This window comes from Fictibacillus sp. 18YEL24 (assembly GCF_015903855.1).
Lineage (GTDB): Bacteria > Bacillota > Bacilli > Bacillales > Fictibacillaceae > Fictibacillus > Fictibacillus phosphorivorans_C.
This window is the reverse complement of record NZ_JACZDT010000002.1, coordinates 883,971-902,725: the sequence shown is the minus strand read 5'-3', so window position 1 is coordinate 902,725 and position 18,755 is coordinate 883,971. Positions and strand designations below refer to the sequence as shown.

19 protein-coding genes are annotated in these 18,755 nt (G+C 39.0%); 2 read left to right on the top strand and 17 right to left on the bottom strand.

From position 1 onward, the window contains the following. Nucleotides 1-208 precede the first annotated feature (208 nt). The 3 genes from HU823_RS09780 to HU823_RS09770 are packed head-to-tail and all read right to left on the bottom strand — an operon-like array spanning nucleotide 209 to nucleotide 1,966. A complete protein-coding gene (locus HU823_RS09780; protein WP_197221975.1) occupies nucleotides 209-556 on the bottom strand; it encodes a thioredoxin family protein in 348 nt (115 codons plus the stop codon). A 12-nt stretch (nucleotides 557-568) separates the two neighbouring features. Next, nucleotides 569-1,615 (bottom strand): PQQ-dependent sugar dehydrogenase, encoded by a 1,047-nt coding sequence (locus HU823_RS09775; RefSeq protein WP_197221974.1) that lies wholly within the window; start codon nucleotides 1,613-1,615, stop codon nucleotides 569-571. Between the two features lie 3 nt (nucleotides 1,616-1,618). Next, a complete protein-coding gene (locus HU823_RS09770; RefSeq protein ID WP_066397377.1) occupies nucleotides 1,619-1,966 on the bottom strand; it encodes a toprim domain-containing protein in 348 nt (115 codons plus the stop codon). Between the two features lie 240 nt (nucleotides 1,967-2,206). Between HU823_RS09770 and HU823_RS09765 the strand changes: the two genes are divergently transcribed. After that, nucleotides 2,207-2,527: a general stress protein gene (locus HU823_RS09765; protein ID WP_137791763.1), complete on the top strand. Its 321-nt coding sequence runs from the start codon at nucleotides 2,207-2,209 to the stop codon at nucleotides 2,525-2,527. A 59-nt stretch (nucleotides 2,528-2,586) separates the two neighbouring features. Here HU823_RS09765 and HU823_RS09760 read toward each other — a convergent pair whose 3' ends face one another. The 14 genes from HU823_RS09760 to pyrH form a co-directional block, all read right to left on the bottom strand. Then, the gene (locus HU823_RS09760; protein ID WP_191752160.1) at nucleotides 2,587-2,826 is read right to left on the bottom strand and encodes a YusG family protein; all 240 of its coding nucleotides are present in this window, start codon (nucleotides 2,824-2,826) and stop codon (nucleotides 2,587-2,589) included. 60 nt (nucleotides 2,827-2,886) lie between these two features. Further along, nucleotides 2,887-3,273 carry a glycine cleavage system protein GcvH gene (gene gcvH, locus HU823_RS09755; RefSeq protein ID WP_066397386.1) on the bottom strand — a complete coding sequence of 129 codons (387 nt, stop codon included), beginning with the start codon at nucleotides 3,271-3,273 and terminating at the stop codon, nucleotides 2,887-2,889. 71 nt (nucleotides 3,274-3,344) lie between these two features. Further along, on the bottom strand, nucleotides 3,345-3,704 hold the full coding sequence (locus tag HU823_RS09750; protein ID WP_144698247.1) for an arsenate reductase family protein: 360 nt from the start codon (nucleotides 3,702-3,704) through the stop codon (nucleotides 3,345-3,347). Between the two features lie 382 nt (nucleotides 3,705-4,086). Beyond that, nucleotides 4,087-5,871, bottom strand: coding sequence for an acyl-CoA dehydrogenase family protein (locus HU823_RS09745; RefSeq protein ID WP_144698245.1), 1,785 nt, complete (start codon nucleotides 5,869-5,871; stop codon nucleotides 4,087-4,089). Nucleotides 5,872-5,886: 15 nt separating this feature from the next. Then, nucleotides 5,887-7,068 (bottom strand): acetyl-CoA C-acetyltransferase, encoded by a 1,182-nt coding sequence (locus HU823_RS09740; protein WP_197221973.1) that lies wholly within the window; start codon nucleotides 7,066-7,068, stop codon nucleotides 5,887-5,889. A gap of 15 nt (nucleotides 7,069-7,083) precedes the next feature. Beyond that, entirely contained in the window at nucleotides 7,084-9,480 is a 2,397-nt protein-coding gene (locus tag HU823_RS09735; protein ID WP_197221972.1) for a 3-hydroxyacyl-CoA dehydrogenase/enoyl-CoA hydratase family protein, read from the bottom strand. Nucleotides 9,481-9,879: 399 nt separating this feature from the next. Next, nucleotides 9,880-10,797 (bottom strand): proline dehydrogenase family protein, encoded by a 918-nt coding sequence (locus HU823_RS09730; RefSeq protein ID WP_144698238.1) that lies wholly within the window; start codon nucleotides 10,795-10,797, stop codon nucleotides 9,880-9,882. Between the two features lie 153 nt (nucleotides 10,798-10,950). Further along, entirely contained in the window at nucleotides 10,951-11,145 is a 195-nt protein-coding gene (locus HU823_RS09725) for a hypothetical protein (RefSeq protein ID WP_197221971.1), read from the bottom strand. A gap of 38 nt (nucleotides 11,146-11,183) precedes the next feature. Then, nucleotides 11,184-11,432 (bottom strand): DUF2573 family protein, encoded by a 249-nt coding sequence (locus HU823_RS09720; RefSeq protein WP_197221970.1) that lies wholly within the window; start codon nucleotides 11,430-11,432, stop codon nucleotides 11,184-11,186. A 32-nt stretch (nucleotides 11,433-11,464) separates the two neighbouring features. Next, the gene (locus HU823_RS09715) at nucleotides 11,465-12,550 is read right to left on the bottom strand and encodes a copper resistance D family protein (RefSeq protein WP_197221969.1); all 1,086 of its coding nucleotides are present in this window, start codon (nucleotides 12,548-12,550) and stop codon (nucleotides 11,465-11,467) included. A gap of 154 nt (nucleotides 12,551-12,704) precedes the next feature. After that, nucleotides 12,705-13,604 (bottom strand): hypothetical protein, encoded by a 900-nt coding sequence (locus tag HU823_RS09710; RefSeq protein WP_144698232.1) that lies wholly within the window; start codon nucleotides 13,602-13,604, stop codon nucleotides 12,705-12,707. Nucleotides 13,605-13,742: 138 nt separating this feature from the next. After that, nucleotides 13,743-14,831 carry a Ger(x)C family spore germination protein gene (locus HU823_RS09705; RefSeq protein ID WP_197221968.1) on the bottom strand — a complete coding sequence of 363 codons (1,089 nt, stop codon included), beginning with the start codon at nucleotides 14,829-14,831 and terminating at the stop codon, nucleotides 13,743-13,745. Next, nucleotides 14,828-16,351 (bottom strand): spore germination protein, encoded by a 1,524-nt coding sequence (locus HU823_RS09700; RefSeq protein WP_231607357.1) that lies wholly within the window; start codon nucleotides 16,349-16,351, stop codon nucleotides 14,828-14,830. The genes HU823_RS09705 and HU823_RS09700 overlap by 4 nt, the downstream gene beginning before the upstream one ends. Before the next feature lie 488 nt (nucleotides 16,352-16,839). Beyond that, on the bottom strand, nucleotides 16,840-17,574 hold the full coding sequence (gene pyrH, locus HU823_RS09695) for a UMP kinase (protein ID WP_144698228.1): 735 nt from the start codon (nucleotides 17,572-17,574) through the stop codon (nucleotides 16,840-16,842). Nucleotides 17,575-17,948: 374 nt separating this feature from the next. On the opposite strand from pyrH, the gene HU823_RS09690 reads away from it, so the two are divergent. Then, nucleotides 17,949-18,719, top strand: coding sequence for a hypothetical protein (locus HU823_RS09690; RefSeq protein ID WP_197221967.1), 771 nt, complete (start codon nucleotides 17,949-17,951; stop codon nucleotides 18,717-18,719). Nucleotides 18,720-18,755 lie beyond the last annotated feature (36 nt).

Genomic DNA, 18,755 nt, shown 5'->3' with positions numbered 1-18,755 from the left:
GATAATTCACCTATACCCCTTAAAAACCCCTATATCAAAGTCATCAGCGTTATTTTAAAATAAAAAAACACACCCATAATTGTTACAAAAGGACATGTTCGCGACATTAAATTCCCATATTTTTCTTTAGGATTAACCCCCGAAAAACATAAATTTTTGTAGAATTAGGCGATAAATTAATAAATGTGGGGTGGATCCCACATTTTATTTACCCTTTATATTCCTTTTCCACTAGTTTTAACATGGATTTGTAGATATTTCCCGCAGATTGAAGCGCATAAATACGATCAATAGCAATTCCTCTTGAAAGAATGAGTAAACATGGAACGCTGGTTACTCCATATTTGGCAGCAAGCTCTGGCATCTCATTAATATTGCTAACACCTACCGCTATATTTTCGTCTTTTTGAACGCGTATCGTTTCGACTGCAACCTCAAACATTTTCTTCCCCATCTTACAAGTTCCGCAAAGCGGAGTTTCAAGATACAAAAAATATGGATTTTGCAGCGACTGTTCGATAACGGTTTCCCAATTTTTCCGAGTGATTTCTTTCATGGTATTACTCCATTACTTTTTTTCTAGTGATACAGTTAGCAACACATCGTCTTCACTTGATGGTTGCCCTCTTCCATCTTTGTTGTTCGTTACAACAAACATTTTGTTTTCATCAATAAGGATATCACGAATCCGTCCTTCATTGGAAACAATTGAGGTTATCTTTTTCGAGGAAGTACTTACCTTCATAACTTTTTCTCCTCTAAGAGCTGCCACATATAGGTACCCATTATTATAGTCGATGCCAGAAGGTGCCCACGTATCATTTCCCGAGTGAACCCATGGTGATTCTAAGCCATCCTTCTCTTCATCTCCGCGAATAAGCGGCCATCCATAATTTTTTCCCGGCTGAATTTTATTGATCTCATCATAGTTTGATGATCCATGTTCCGCAGCAAACATCGTGCCTTTTTCATCCCATGTCATTCCTTGTGGATTACGATGACCGTATGTATAGATCGGAGAAGGATAGAATGGATTATCTTCTGGAACAGAACCATCTTTATTGATTCTTAGAATTTTCCCAGCCAGGCTTTCTAAACTTTGAGAGAGATCCTCATCTCCGCTATCTCCCGTTGTTATATAAAGCTTTTGATCTGGTCCCCACTCCATTCTTCCACCATTGTGTGTGTAGCCACCAGGAATATCATCAAGAAGGATTCTGCTCTCTTTCCATTCATCATTCTCAAAACGCATCTCAACCACTCGATTTACTAAACGACCCGACTTTTCATACGTGTAATATCCGTAAGCTATTTTATTGTTTTCGTAATTTCGGTCTAAAAGAAAGCCAAGAAAACCTCCTTCCCCACCATCAGCCAAAGCTTCAGAAAATATTGGGGAATAAGAGGTCTTTTTTTGATTCGAGCCTAATAAAACAAGCCCCCCAGTTCGTTCACTGATCCACATTTGTTTTGGGGTACTGTTTATCTGCCAAGGGATATTTAACTTTGTGCTAATAACATCTTTGGAAGATGTATTTATTTCATCTTTATTTAAAGGACTACAACCACTAATCAAGCAAAAGGCAGTTAGAAGACTGTACCAATTTTTTTTCATGGCTTATCCTAAACAATTCTTTTGAATATTAAAGTGTGCACCTACCAATACCTTTGCTAGGTACATCAGAGGTGTTTTTGCAACTTCTCTGTACATCTTATTAATATATAAATGCTCCGCATTCGGTAATTCACGTTGCAGTTGCTTTCTTAGTTTATGACCAGCATCATCTGCGTCAACCAGGATATAAACATCCCGATCTTCAATGGCTAATGCCAACTCTTCTAATTTATCCAAACCTAAAGTTCCATTCGTACAAATAATTTCAACCGGTTCATCCAGGATTGCAGCTAACTTATCCTTATCTGATTTACCTTCGACAATGATTACTTTGTTTTTGATTTCATTCATTACTCATCTCTCCTATACTTTGAAGACTATAAAATGAATGCATCGCTTAGATTATATATTTGCTTTATTTTATTAAAATCCTGCAAGAGATGTTCTTTATTACTATACCCCTTTTTCCTATTTTCCTACCTATTTGTATTTGATGTATGCGTTTTGTACTAATTCTCCCCAATCGCGTTTGACACCTTGTTAATAAAGGGAATTCAGGAGACATAAAACGAATATTGGAGGAGTCATCTCATGGCAAAAACAGAACCTAAAATGAGCCGAGCTGATGCAGGCAGATTAGGCGGAGAAAAAACAGCCAAATCACGCGGGAAAGAATTCTATCAACAGATTGGAAAAAAGGGCGGTACCTCCACATCAAAAAAACATAGCACAACTTTCTTCCAAGAAATCGGTAGAAAAGGTGGCAGTTCTACCTCTAACACACATAATAAGACGTTTTATCAAGAAATCGGTAAAAAAGGGGGTACGGCTACTTCCCAAAATCAGGATAAAAGTTTCTATCAAAAGATCGGATCGAAAGGCGGCAGTGCTGAACGAAACAAACTAAATTAATATGAAAAAGAGGATGATTGCCAAAGTATCTCGTTGACATCATCCTCATTGTGCTGCATTTAGCACCAACCTTTATCACATTCATCCACATACTTTGTAGGATTCGGTAATTCTACAGGCTTTTCACGTTTATAAATCTTGTCAGCATCAAATTCAAAACCCTCAGCCATCTCATACATGTTTCCTTGGTTTGTAAAGCGGATCTGTCCAATTTCATCCTTATCCAAATAAAGGGACATAGATCCGCCCTTCATTTTACCAAAAACCCTTGATGTAACATCTCGTCTATCTTGGTTCATAAAAATCCCTCCAAAAAAGAATAGCAGTATGTCTATTCTTTCCTGAAGGGATTGATTTCATTAATCTTCTTTAATTAATTCTTCGTACTGCTCTGCAGTCATTAACTTTTCAACCTCAGAAGCATCTGAAAGTTCTACAACAACCATCCAAGCTTTTTCATATGGAGACTCGTTAACAAGTTCAGGGCTATCATCAAGGTCTGCATTTACTTCTACAACTTTTCCAGAAACAGGCGCATACAATTCAGATACAGTCTTAACCGATTCTACGCTTCCGAAAGGCTCGTCCGCAGTAAGTTCGTCTCCTACTTCAGGAAGTTCAACGAACACGATATCTCCTAGTTCGTCTTGAGCAAATGCTGTAATACCGATACGAACTTTATTGCCTTCTTCTGTTTTTGTCCACTCATGCTCTTCTGAATAGCGTAATTCTTTTGGAAATTCCATGTGTAATCCCTCCAGCTTTTCTTGGTTTTATAATAACTACAATAATTAATTTATTATAGTCAGTAACAATGTTATTTTTTCCATGTGTTTTCGAACTGCTCTTCTTTAAATCCCACTGTAACCTCTTTGCCGTTTGTCGCGATCGGCCTTTTGATCAGCATGCCATCACTGGCTAAGATTTCAAGCAGCTCTTCTTCTGTAGCTGTTTTCATCTTCTCTTTCATACCCAACTCACGATACTTCATGCCGCTCGTATTAAAGAATTTTTTGATCTCTAAACCACTAAGATCGATCAATTTCTTCAGTTCATCAGCAGAAGGCGGGTTCTCCACAATATGTATAGGCTCAAAGGCTACATCGTTTTCTTTTAGCCATTTTTTTGCTTTTTGGCAAGTTGAGCATTTTGGATATTCATACACTTTCAGTAGCATTATATCACCCCTTCTCATAGTACCACAAACTAGTGTTACCAATAAAACAAGAAATTCTGCACGTTGTTAATTTGTTTTATCAGATGTTGAAAACGAGATCCTGTTTTAGGTTGCTCCCTTTTTATGGACAGAGGGTATAATCAGAGTTGGCAATTGTCGAAGATTGTAGACTCGCGGATAAACTACCAAAACTTTTGGATTGGAAGCTAAAATTCGTGGATAAACTTCATAAATTTGTGGATTGCCTGATCCACTTGAAGCGAGTACCTCAAACGTAAATCAACTACAACACAAGCCTGTTATTAACAAAAAAGCCCTCCTACAAAATGCAGGAGGGAAAGATAAGATATTTTGAAGGTTAGCGTAAATAAATACCGATCAATTAAACGATATAGCGTTCTTCTTCAAGAAGCTGAACCGCGAGTTCGCGCTTCTTCTTAATCACATTAATAGGTGTGTGACGCGTCAGTTTCTTTAACGCGGACAACATCATGCGGAGCATGTCGCCTTCTTCAACAGCAATGATAGATTCTTTTGCGTGAGCTTCGATGCGGTTGAACGCCTCTTGACAATATACTTCTGTGTATAGAAGTTTTTGTTTTGCCTTTTCAGCTCCAGATCTTTCGATAGCTTTTTCCGTACGTAAGAGAACAGATTCCATGTTGTACACTTCACTAATGATATCGGCTAAGTTTGATAATACTTCTTGCTCTTGCTCTAACTTAGGTCCAAACTTTTGAACCGTTAATCCTGCTGTCATCAAGAAAATCTTCTTAGCCATAGACACTAGATATTTTTCTTGATCCAAGCTTTCCGTACCTACTTCCACAGGCATTAGCATCATAAGCTCTTGTTGAAGCTGAGTTGCTTTTTGAATAAGTGGCAATTCGTTTTTCATCGCTTTTTTTACAAGTGTTCCTGGTACTAACAAACGGTTGATCTCGTTCGTTCCTTCAAAGATACGGTTGATACGAGAATCGCGGTATGCACCTTCGATCTCATATTCAGACATAAAGCCGTATCCACCATGGATTTGAACGCCTTCGTCTACTACATAGTCCAACACTTCTGAAGCTGACACTTTGTTCAGTGAACATTCGATCGCATACTCTGCGATTGCCTTTGCTAATTCACGACCATCTTTTTGTTTTTCTTCAGATAGAGCGCCTAGACGGTTTTCAAAAAGACCTACTGTGCGGTATACAGAACTTTCAGCTGCATACGTTTGAACAGCCATGTTCGCAAGCTTTTCTTGAATGAGGCTAAAAGAACTGATCTTACGCTTGAACTGTTGACGCTCGTTCGCGTATTTTACAGAGACTTCGAATGCGCGTTTTGCCGCACCTACACATCCTAATGCGAGCTTGTAACGACCGATGTTCAGGATATTAAAGGCGATCAGATGCCCTTTTCCTGCTTCCCATAGAAGATTTTCCTTTGGTACTTCTACATCTTCTAGGATAAGAGTACGTGTGGAAGAACTTTTGATTCCCATCTTCTTCTCTTCTGGTCCTGTGGAAACGCCTTTATAATCTCTTTCAACGATGAAGGCTGTGAACTGTTCACCATCGATCTTTGCATATACTACGAAAACGTCAGCGAATGCAGAGTTTGTGATCCATTGCTTCTCACCGTTCAATACGTAATGAGTGCCTTCAGCGTTAAGTTTTGCTGTCGTTCTTGCGCCAAGTGCATCTGATCCAGAACCTGGCTCAGTTAATGCGTAAGCTGCGATCTTTTCACCTGTTGCAAGTTCAGGTAAGTATTTTTTCTTTTGCTCTTCATTTCCAAAAAGAACGATAGGAAGTGAGCCGATTCCTACATGCGCTCCGTAACTGATTGAGAAACCGCGCCCGCGAGCGAATTTTTCTGTGATAAGTGAAGAAGAAATTTTATCTAGACCTAAGCCGCCATACTCTTCAGGTACATCTGCTCCTAAAAGTCCTAGTTCTCCCGCTTTTGTTAATAACTTTCTGGAAACGGTAAAATCATGATCTTCCATCTTTTCAAGTTGAGGTACAACTTCTTTCACAACGAAATCTTCCGTTGTTTTTGCGATCATCAAGTGTTCTTCTGAAAAATCCTCAGGTGTATAAATATCTGCTGCGGAAATGTCTTCTATTAAAAAGCTTCCACCAATGATTTGTTTTTCTGCTGTATTCGACATGCTTTCTCCTCCTCGTTATCCTACTAGTTCAAATACGCCTGCTGCTCCCATTCCACCGCCGATACACATCGTTACTACTCCGAACTGTTCGTTACGACGCTTCATCTCGTGTAAAAGAGTTAATGTAAGTTTTGTTCCAGAACAACCTAGCGGGTGACCAAGTGCAATAGCACCACCATTCACGTTTACTTTGTCTTCTGGAAGGTTCAGTTCACGAATGACTTGAACACTCTGGGAAGCGAATGCTTCGTTCAACTCGAACAAGCCGATGTCTGAAATTTCTAGCCCAGCCATTTTCAATGCTTTCGGAATAGCTGCTACAGGACCTACTCCCATAATGTCTGGAGCTACACCAGCCACTGCAAAAGAACGGAATTTCAATAATGGCGTTAAACCTTCAGCTTCTGCTTTTTCTCTGTTCATAACAAGAACCGTTGCAGCGCCATCACTTGTTTGTGAAGAGTTACCTGCTGTCACAGAACCTGTTGGTGTAAATGCCGGACGAAGTTTACTAAGTACATCAACGGTTGTTCCAGCACGTACACCTTCATCAACAGACACAGCAATCTCTTTTTCCACCAGCTTTGATTGTTCATCTAACCAGCGTTTCATCACATGTACAGGAACGATCTCGTCGTTAAATTTGCCGTCTTTAATCGCCGCTGCAGCTTTTTGATGACTTCTTACAGCAAATTCGTCTTGATCTTGTCTTGAGATACCGAAGCGTCTCGCTACTTCTTCTGCTGTATGACCCATTCCCATGTAATATTGCGGCACCGTTTCAACTAAGTAAGGGTTAGGTTTTACAACATGACCTACTACAGGAACAAGGCTCATCGATTCTGCTCCGCCTGCAAGAATGGCTTCCGCTGCACCAAGCATGATTTTTTCTGCACCATACGCAATACTTTGCAAACCAGATGAACAAAAACGGTTGATTGTGATCGCTGGTACAGTTTCAGGTAAACCTGCTCTAGCACCGATCAAACGAGCCATGTTCATCCCTTGTTCTGCTTCAGGAACAGCACATCCGATGATCAAATCATCAATCTCTCCGTTATAATCACCTGCACGTTTCAACGTTTCTTTAATGGTTACCGCTGCTAGTTCGTCTGGTCTCATATGTGCAAAAGAACCTTTTTTCGCTTTACCGACTGCTGTTCTAGCACCTGCTACTATTACTGCCTCTTTTAACATTGAGTTCTTCCCCCCTTAGTTTCTTAGCGGCTTGCCTTTAACAAGCATGTGCTGCATTCTTGCCTGGCTTTTTGGTTCTCCAGCAAGACTTAGGAACGCTTCTCTCTCCAAATCTAGTAAGTATTGTTCGTCTACCAAAGTTCCTTCTGGCACCCTTCCTCCAGCTAAAACAAAGGCTAGTTTCTTTGCGATCTTTAGATCGTGCTCTGAAATGTATTGGCTGAAGTGCATCGTCTGTGCTCCTAGTGCAAGTGTCGCATATCCTGCTTCACCAACCACTGGAATCTTCTTTCTTACAGGCGGTGTATAACCAACACTTTCTAACGCCAGCACTTGTGTTTTAGCATCATGCAAGAGATGATCGCCATTTACGGAGATGCTATCTTCATTTCGTAAGAATCCTAGCTTACGTGCTTCTTGAGCGGAAGTTGAAACTTTAGCCATCGCAATCGTTTCAAAAGCTTGGTTCGCAACTTTTTGCAGATCTCCCTTTGCACCTTCTGGCAGCTGCTCTAATAAACGAAGGTAAAGCTCTTTGTTTCCGCCACCACCTGGAATTAAGCCAACTCCCGTTTCAACAAGCCCCATATACGTTTCAGATGACATTTGAAGTCTTGCTGCAGGAAGTGATACTTCAACTCCGCCACCTAGCGTCATTCCGAAGTTAGCCGCAACGACAGGTTTTGCACTATAGCGAACTCTTGCCATCGCTTGCTGGAACTGACGAACCATCATGTCGAGTTCAAAGAAATTGTCATCTTGTGCTTCCATGAGGATAAGCATCAAGTTGGCACCAACACAGAAGTTCTTGCCTTGGTTACCAATCACTAACCCTTTATAATTCTTTTCTACTTCATCGATCGCCTGATGAAGCATCATAATAATTTCAGGTCCGATCGCATTATTTGGAGAATTGAACTCAAGACCCGCAACATCATCACCAAGATCGATTAGTGTTGCTCCACCATTCTTTGTGATCACATTGCCTTTTTCTTTTAAACGGCTCAAATGAACAACTTTTTTGTTCTCTTCCACAGGAAGATAGCTTCCGTGGTGATAATAAGAGCGATCACCTTCTGTTTTTGTATAGAAAGAGTTTTTCTCGGATTGAAGAAGTTCTTCTACCCAACCAGGAATTGTCTCTCCTTCAGATTTCATTCGTTCTACAGATTCAGGTACGCCGATCGCATCCCAAATCTCAAATGGACCATGCTCCCATCCAAATCCCCATTTCATCGCTTGGTCGATCGCGACAAGGTCATCAGCAATTTCATAACATTTTTCTGCAGAATATAATAGAACCGGTTTAATAATGTCCCATAACAATTTTCCTGCACGGTCATCACTATATAAAAGCGCTTTCACTTTTTGGTTTGTTGTCTTCATCTGTTTTGCAGCTTCGAGTGTAGCTGTTTTCATTTTGGAGCGCGGTTTATATTCCAATGTAGCTGGATCGAGCTCTAAGATTTCACTGCCTGCTTTACTTCTTTGTTTCAGATAGAAGCCTTGACCTGTCTTGCTTCCAGTCCATCCTTTGTCCACCATCTCGTTTAAGAAATCAGGTATCTCAAACACTTCTTTTTCTTTTCCGTCAACTTGCTCATAAACATTTCTAGCAACATGAAGGAAAGTATCCAGCCCTACAACATCAAGTGTTCTAAACGTTGCAGATTTTGGACGGCCGATTAATGGACCCGTAACAGAGTCTACTTCACCTACACTGTAACCTTGTTTCATCATCTCTTGCATCGTGATCATCAGTCCATATGTTCCGATGCGGTTCGCGATAAAGTTAGGCGTATCTTTTGCTTCAACTACACCTTTACCAAGCACGTTCTCACCAAAGCTGCGCATGAATTGAACAACTTCTGGTTTCGTGTCCTCTGTAGGGATGATTTCAAGAAGCTTTAAGTATCGTGGTGGATTGAAAAAGTGCGTTCCTAAAAAGTTTGCTTTAAAATCTTCAGAACGTCCTTCAGCCATAGCACGAATTGAGATGCCGGATGTGTTTGAAGTGATGATGCTTCCAGGTTTTCTATATTGATCTACTTTTTCAAAAAGTTTTTGTTTCACATCTAAGCGTTCAACAACTACCTCAATGATCCAGTCTACATCTTTTAATTTTTCAAGATCATCGGTAAGGTTACCGATTGAGATTAATTCGAGATTTTCTTTCACGGCAAGTGGAGCGGGCTTTTGCTTTAATAGTTTTTGTGTTGCAAATAGAGTGAATTTGTTGCGGAATGCAGGATGATCTTCAGTGATCCCTTTTGCTTTTTCCTCTTCACTTAAAGAAGGCGGTACAATATCCAATAGTAATGTTGGTATTCCGACGTTTGCTAGATGAGCGGCTATGCCTGATCCCATTACACCAGAACCCAGTACGGCAGCTTTACGGATTTCACGAGACAAGATGGTCTTCCTCCTTTATTGAATGAATACTCATTCATTTTTTATCCATAAAAAAATTTGTTACCCTATATCCAATATAAAATATATTCTGAATTTTAGCAATAGTTGAGGTTTTTTTCTTTTGTAAACTTTTATTTCCATCTTATGCAGGTGTGATGCCTATGGTTTATTTAAAGGATTGTCGCCAAAGTTCTTCGTTTAAAAAGACGGCTTTCGTATTCATTGTTGCATTTGAAAGTAATTGATTACGTTCCAGATGCTCGCTTTCAGCGGGGCGAGCGGTGAGCCGCTTCCAATACAATCAACAGTCAAAGAAGGATTAAAAGCACAATCTTTAGAAAACAACCTATAAAAAAGAGGAGCCTGTGTTTAAGACAGACTCCTCTTGCATACTACTATTTATTTTCCAAACACACCTTTTAATACGAACACAACGTTTGCCGGACGTTCAGCAAGACGTCTCATGAAGTAACCATACCAGTCGTTTCCGTATGGTACATAGATTCGCATCTTATAGCCTTCTTGCATCAGCTGATCTTGTCGTTCTACACGAATTCCGTACAACATCTGAAACTCAAATTGATCATATGGAATCTTGTGTTTTTCAACCAGGTCTTTAGTATATTGAATGATCTCATCATCATGTGTTGCAATCGCTGTATAGTTTCCGTTTAAAAGATGAGTTTCGATCAGCTTTTTAAAGTTATTATCAACATCGCTCTTTTCCGGGTATGCGACAGTTTGCGGTTCTTTGTAAGCACCTTTTACTAATCGCAAGTTCGGATGATATTCGTCTAACGTTTGAACATCTTCTAGTGAGCGATACAAATAAGCTTGGATAACTGTTGAAATGTTATCATATTCACTTTTTAGCATCTTGAAGATTTCAAGCGTTTTTTCGCAACGAGAATAGTCTTCCATATCAATCGTAATGAAAACGTTATGTTTTGTTGCTGCATCCATTATCTTTCTCATGTTACTCAACACAAGTTCGTCACTAATGTCTAGCCCCATGGAAGTCATTTTTAAAGAAAGCTGTGAATCCAGCTTTTCTTTGCTGATAGCTTTTATTGCATCTATACAATGCTGAGTCATTTCGGCTGCTTCGCGTTCGTTATCGACAAACTCACCCAGATGATCGATCGTAACTGGCATTCCCTTTTCGTTCAAACGTTTGATAGCAGATATAGAACTATCAAGTGTAGCACCTGCCACAAAACGACCTGCTCCGAAACGTAGACCGTATCTTTTAGCAAGGTTGGTTAACGATTTATTTTTAGCAAGAAATAAGAAAAAATTGCGCATAAGTTGTTCCAATCCAATTACCCCCTAATACCCTTAAAATATAAAATAAGATTGGTTAAATTCTTTCTCTGTTGTAACCGCTTTAAATATATCATTTTTTTTGCGAATATTGTCGATTTTGCAATATTAAAAATATTTTTCATGTAAATAGTGGTTTTAACATGCCTACTGATATGGTCTGATGTTTACGGTATGTGTTTTTATATTTCTTACACGTTCACTGGTAAATGGCTCAGTTTCACCGATACAATACAATGTTTCACCGCCAACACCTTCCGTTCCACCTAAAAACGTCCTCTCACCACCTGTAACTACCTTCATATCACCGATAGTAGCAGAAAATGAATAGCTTGCAATCAAAAAGACAGTCTATATGACTGTCTCATGCTACATCTTATTTATTTCTTTTGATTTCGGTGCTTTTCATTCAATTCTTTAATCTCTTGAACAAGATTTTTCATGGCATCCTTAGCATCTGGGTACTCTTCGTTCCAATGCTTAACTAATGGCGGCATACTTTTAGCGATAAACGAATATAGAGCATACGACTTTATCATTTCTTTATGTTTTGAATCTGATGTTCCCAAAAGAAGCTCAGCGTATTTCTCTATTAAACCGTCCAGTTGCTGCTGTAACTTATCATCCACGGTTAAATACCCCCTAGATTATTTTAGAACTCTTAAAGTGAAACGGAAGACATGATAGCTAAATAAATGGCGCTCGCCGCTAGGATAGAAGCGACGACTGCAAGTACCATACTTTTGTCTCGCTTTATCGTGACAAACATAGATAAGACAAGTACTAGAGCAAATGCCAGCCAAACAAGACTCATTATCGAGAAGCTAATTGACAGCATCGGATTATCGCCAGGAATTAAACCAGTGGAAAAAGTAAACAGCTTAGAAGGATCCTCCATCTTTAACGTATCCGCTACATCATGAGGTGGAGTTTGCTGAGTCATCAACGCTGTTGCTACAAAAGCAAGAAACAAGAAGATTCCTTCTGTTTTTATCCATTTGTTAAGCGCTAATCCAGTCATACCTTTCTTTAATCTTTTTTTAAGCCAAATTCCGTTGATAAGGCTATAAATCACGATGATAAATAATAGAACATGTTTGATTAACAATGCTTGTCCATAGTCTAACAAATAACTGTTCACATACTCAGGAACAATATAGTTCATCAACCACAATCCAGCACCGATAACGGTTGCTAAACAGGCAACTGCCAATGGAGTGAACCATTTGTAGAACGAAAGGCTTGGTCCCTCCCCTTTGCTGAAATAACCACTTACGAGAAGCACCCCTGACCATGTGATTACAGCTATAAAATGCAAAGAGTGTGCTAAGAAGCCTAGCGATTCTAAACTAGCCGCATGACTCGCATAACCAACAGAAACTCCCATACCTGCTATCAAAAAGACGGCTAATCCGGCAAAAAATCGATCTTCTTTTATATCATTAAATAAAACCATGAAGAACAAAAGAACGGAAATTCCGGTTAAGAACAGCCAACCTTTTCCTACTTCAAAACTAAAAACAATATTCTGGAACGTCAACCAATATCCGAAATCTTCTCCTAGATGAATCGTAAGTCTTACAAGTTCTCCAATTCCAAACAGTGGTGTTAATGCTATTAAAATCAAGATGAACTTCTTCGATATAAAAATCTCCGGACGATTTCGTCTTGGAACGGAATACAAGATAAAAGAACCCATCAATAAAGCAAAACATACATATAATAAAGCCTTAGCAACAATAAACATAAAAATAAGCTCCTTCACAACAATCTATGCTTATTGTATCAGGGATTCGGAAAGTAACAAAAATTAAGAATGACAATAAAATGAAATCTCAATTTAAATAGAAGAAAGCTAACAGAACAACGTGTTTCTCGCGTCTATTAGCTTTCGAATGAAATTATCGGTTACCACGCTGCACGACTTTTGATAAGAATTTGACTCCATCCCCGTAGCTAAATTTTCTTGCAGCACGTCTAAATTCTTTCAATCCTTTACGCGTGACATTGAAATATGGATCAATGAGTCCCTGTTCTTTTAATTGATTGGCCGTTTCAATCGTGATAGAGTGTTGAATTTCTCTCATCTTGTGATTGAATTGCTCTAGACTTGCATTTAATACAAACTCTTTGCCCAGTAACTGCACAATATCTTTAGCGTTTCCAGTCTGAGCTGTCTCTTCATCTATGTATTCTTCTTCAATATATTCTTGTTCAAACTCTTCTTCTACATCGTCCTGCTCTTCTGAAGGTTCTAATAAAGTTGTGATTCGAATAATCTCTTGTTTTGCCAGCAAGATCTCTTTCTCTTTTTGCAGCAAATAGTCTATATAATCTTTCTTATCTTCTTCATGAAGGTCTTCTATTACTAAGCGATTTTTAACTTCATTCTGAACTTGTTTCATTCGTTTGATCTGCTCTTCATGAGATAATAATTCACGAACAAGCTCTTCTTCTTCAGATTCTGTTAATGTGATTTCATCATCTTGTATGTATTCCTGTATGTAATCTTCTTCTACTCTATCTTCTTGTGCTTCTGACACGGACTGATTTTTATTAGCCATCGGTATTACAGATTTTCCAGCAGAAACAAAAGCCATAAGTGCTTCATTTACTTTCACATAAAACATACTGCAGATCCCTATCGCAAAAACAGCTACAAGAAATGCTAGCAAGTCTGAAAAATGAAACGTAAATTCAGTAATCACTAACTTGTACATGAATACAAGCGCTATTAAACTAATTAAAATAATTTTGAACCAATGATTACGAATCTTAATTTTCTCATCTGTTGTCTTCAAATCAATTGCCCCCTTTAACTCGTTATCCCTATAAAGGAATAACCATATAAACATTCGCGATGGTTTTATTTTTTTGTCCGCAGAAAGGAGGATACAAAAAAACAGCTTTCATATTAAACAGAAAGCTGCTTATATAAATTATTCAATAACTCCTGTTTCTACTACATCTACTTCGGTTGATACTTTAATTTTCATAGAAGGATACTGCTTTTTAAAAACTTGATAGTCCCAACCTTTTTCTCTTCGTCGTACTTGGTCTCCTAGGCCCAGTGGATCAACTTTTAATTTTTGAAACTTCTTCACAATACCTTGTGCTTCATCTTGTAATTGTTTCTTCAACGTTTTTTCAATAAGGGCAATGTTCGCTGGCTGTTCAAGATTTAACCAATGCGGATACTCATGAATCTCTCCAAGAATCTTCATCTTTATGTTAAACTGGGGAACTCCGTTCACTTTTTTTATATCATAGGTTGTCGTTCCTTTAATATTACGAATAACCGCATGGCCCTTCCTTTTTTCTTTCTTGACCTCCACCTCATAGTTACCTGATTTAGATCCGCCCAGAAGAACTTTAAACGCAAAAGATTGGCGGTGATTTAGCTTTCCAACATACTTATCTTTATTAAAGAGAGCTATTCCTTCTAGCTGAATTGACTTTTTATGCGTTTTTACGATCGGTAAGAACGGGTCCATACCTTCACCGTAATAGCTATAAAGAAATACATGCAGATTCGTTTTTGGCAAATTCTCACTCTTAATATTCTGATCGAGCAAATCGGCTAAATACATGGATGGAAGAGCAGAAGCGGTATACTTCTTCGTTAAAAGTTCATTCGTACTGCCATTAACTACAGTCAGAAAAAGTCGATTTCCTACGTTAGGGTCTCGGTAAAGGGAATTTACGATCTCGATAATTCCTTTTTCTGCAAAGCGGTCATTGAACAACACCACACGCAGCTGTCCTGTCGTAAGTGTCTTAGGAGATTGCGTATTTAGTTTCGACCGGATAAACCGACTCGTGTGAGATACTGCTGTTAACGTCTCAACTCGAACATTACCATCCATATTAAACACTGGATAAGTAATGGTACCCTGAATACTTTCATCTGGTTTTTTGTCAAAGCCTATCGCATGTATAAGCTGGACTTCATCAATGATCTCTTTTGGTACACATCCTGCGAGAATAAAGATGAGAAAAAGAATACAAAGCCTATATTTTTTTTTCATTCGTCAATGTCCTTTTTCTTTCTCATTTCTTTCACTTTGTCTTTAGATGGCAGATTCGTTCCTAAGGAGATCGGACGCTTTAATAGTCGGTTGTAAGGCAGTCGGAAGATGGTATCAGTCATATCTAACAAGCGAGGCGGATAAATCGGCTGTAGATAAGGTCTGCCTAAAGACTCTAGTCGCAAAAGATGGACAAGAATAAATGACATCGCCAATACGATTCCCACCCCGCCCCAAAGTGCGGCAAAAAAGATAAATGGAAAACGAAGGATTCGAATCGTATTCGCCATTTTATAAATCGGTGTTGTAAATGATGCCAGTGCAGATAGTGATACGATTATTAAAAGAATGTTACTCGTTAGCCCTGCTTCTACCGATGCCTGTCCGATTACAATACCTCCAACGATACCGAGTGTTTGACCAACTTTCGTAGGGAGACGAGCTCCCGCTTCCCTCAACAGCTCAATCGTCAATTCTAGAAACAATACTTCCAATATAGGTGGAAACGGAATGTTCACGCGCGACGAGATTAAAGGTGCTAATAGATCTTTAGGTATCATCTGATAATGATAAGTTAGTACGGCTACATAAAGCGGTGTTGCAAAGGTTGAGAAAATAACTGAAATAAAGCGAATGAACCGGAACAATGAACCTAAGAGCCATGACAGATAATAATCTTCTGGTGATGCAAAGTATTCTGAGATGCCCGTAGGTCCTAAGAGAGCTTGTGGTGAACCTTCTGAGAGGATCGCGATTTGGCCATAGTTTAACATCGCTACAACCCTGTCCGGTCGTTCAGTCGTTATGAGTTGCGGAAACACTGACTTCGTATTATCGGATATGATCTGCTCTAAATAAGAACTATCTGGAATGACCTCCAGTTCAATATCCTTTATTCGCTGCATCACAGTGTTCAGGTTCTCTTTTTCAGCAACCCCATCTAAATAGGCGATGATAACACGTGTCTTGGAAAATTTTCCAAGTACGACTTCTTTAAAACGAAGTTCAGGAACGGGCAATCTTCTTCGGATCAAATACAGATTGCTATCTAAGTTCTCAATAAAAGCTTCTTTCGGTCCTATTACGGAGAACTCAATTTCAGATACAGATACTGGACGGTTTGTTGCAAAGTTCTCGGCACGAATGACTGCACATTCTTCATCGTATTCGCCTAGTTGAACAACGATAAAACCACGTAATAGCTTATTTTGAATCTCTTTTATATCATTTGTGATCGTAACACTCTCGATCGGTAATATATCTTTTAAATCTTTGATGTTCTTAAAATCTTTGCTATGTATTAAATATGGAAGCAGGTCTCGATGAAGCAGTTCTCCATCGATCATCGCTTTATAATAAGAAATGTAAATATGGTGATGGACCGTCTTTTGAGGATAATGGATAAAATCAGCTGACTCCTTGGCATTATCCACAAGCTCTCTAATATCGCTATACGTATTGTCAGACAGATCAATTGTATGACTCTGCTCTTTCGGCTTCTTTTTAAACCATTTCATCATGACGACTCACACCTCTTTTCTACTTCTTAATATGAGATGAGGTGAATGGAAATATACAAAAAAGCATTCCACTCCTTGACCGGAATACTTTTTGATAATCATTATAAAAGCCTCTGTAACCAACATTAGAGGCTTTATGCAAAACCAAAACATATTGTTTCTTTTGCTTTTTACTTCATTGACAAGTTGATTGAAGTGAAAGATGCGAGACTCCTATGGGACGAGCGGTCAGGTGGAGACTCCTAATGGCGCAAAGCGGCAGTCCGAAAAGTGGAAGTGACTCGTTCAGCCCCGACAAGCAAAAGGTAAATGGGCTTGGAAGGCGCTCTTGCCTTCTTGACCGTTTACCTTTTGACCTCGAGGGGCTAGTCACTGCAACTAGACACGAGGCTCACCGCACGCCCCATGGAAAGCGATCATCTGTAACGGAAATCAACTACTCTCAAAAGCAACAAAGGATAATACGAAATCAGCTTTTTAAAAATAATTTACACAAGAGCTGTTTCTATATTGTGACTGATGAATGTGCCTACATCTTCACCGTTACATATCTTCAGAAACGACCCTTCTTGATTAAAATCAAAGAGATGGATCGGCAATCCATGATCACGAGCGAGAATGAGGGCAGATTGATCCATCACTTTTAAATTGTTCCTGATAGCCTCATCATAGTGCAAAGTAGCATATTTCCTTGCCTGTTTAAACCGATTAGGATCGCTGTCATACACACCATCTACTCCCTGCTTTGCACAGAGAATGGCATCGCAGTTCATCTCGAGCGCTCTTTGAACTGCAGGATAGTCCGTCGTCACATAGGGCTGACCATTGCCACCAGCAAAAATGACGATATATCCTTTGTTTAAATGATGTACCGCTCTTAATCGGATGTAAGGTTCTGCTACAGCACTGATCGGTACAGAGCTCATCACTCTTACTTCTTGGTCTATTTTACTTTTCAGGACCCCTCTAAGCATCAAGCTATTTATGACTGTTCCTAACGTTCCGATCTGGTCAGCTTCAACTCTTTCAATGCCCCAATACTCTGCTAAATTCCCTCTAAAAATATTTCCTCCGCCTACAACGATAGCCACTTCAATATCTTTTTCAAGAACAGATAGCACTTCTTTTGCAATATGGTTTAAAGAAAGATGATCAAAACCTGATCCTTGTTCGCCAGCGAGCGCACCACCACTTAATTTAATCAGTACTCTTTTATATCGCATCTGCTTTTTCCTCCTTCTTCATACACATAAAGAAAACGGGGTACAAAAAAAGAACAAATGACAATAAAAATGTCATCTGTTCTTTCGAATAAGGTGAATTGTAAGGAATTGAGTACTTTTATATCGAGTTCCCTTCATTACAATCCCTCCTCTTTTCTTCTTTCCAATCATTATATACAAAAAATTGGATTTGGGTGAAATTTAAATAATTTTTTTTAGAAATCCCTTCCTATATCCATCAAAACACATACTAAAACGAAAAAAATTAGTTTTAAAACTTATATATATAGACAAGTGTCATATGCACTTTCAAAACTTGTTACATATAATGCATGGACAAGAAATAGTCAATACCATTACCAGGAGGCAATATTTTGAATTGTAAACACAAACTCTCACCTCGAGAGCTTGCTAATTTATTATGTAAGCACGTTACAGTCAGAGCAGGGGAAGATGTAGAAGAGTCTGGCAAACTCGTCTGTGTTGGAAGAGACTTTATAGCAATCAAGACAGATGACAGAGAGGTTCTTTACTTTCCTTTAAATAATGTAAGATCTGTATCAGTAGCAACCGACAGAAACTGTTGCAACACGGATCGTAAAAAGGTCTGTAATGATACGTTCCAAAGCATCTTACGAAAGCTGATCAACTGTAAAGTAAGAGTGAATGACGGAAGTGACGATGATGGTGAAGTGGAAGGCGTACTAACTCGTGTTAACCGCACATCCATTCAAGTAGTAGAAGACGACGAACTTGTAATTATCGCGATCGGCTCTATCAACTTTATTACGCAAGCAGGCGAAATTGGTGACGACGAAAGCAGCAACTGCAGAATCTTATGCTGTAAGAAAGAAAAGCCTTGCTGCAAAAAGAAAGAAGAATGCAAGCCAGAATCTTCTTCAAGTTCAAGCTCGAGTTCAAGTTCATCAGTTGTATGGTGTAAACCTGAATCTTCATCTTCGTCATCTTCTTCATCCTCCAGTTCTTCTGTACTGTGGTGCAAAAAAGAATCTTCATCATCATCTTCTTCTTCATCTTCTAGCTGGTGCAAAGAGTCTTCCTCAACACACGATCATTGGAAGAAAAAGAAGCACAAGAAGAGAAACTCTGAAGATTTAGAATCTAGAGGCTGGTTTAAGCTTTAATCAAAATGAAGCTGTTCAAAAGTTTTTACTTTTGAC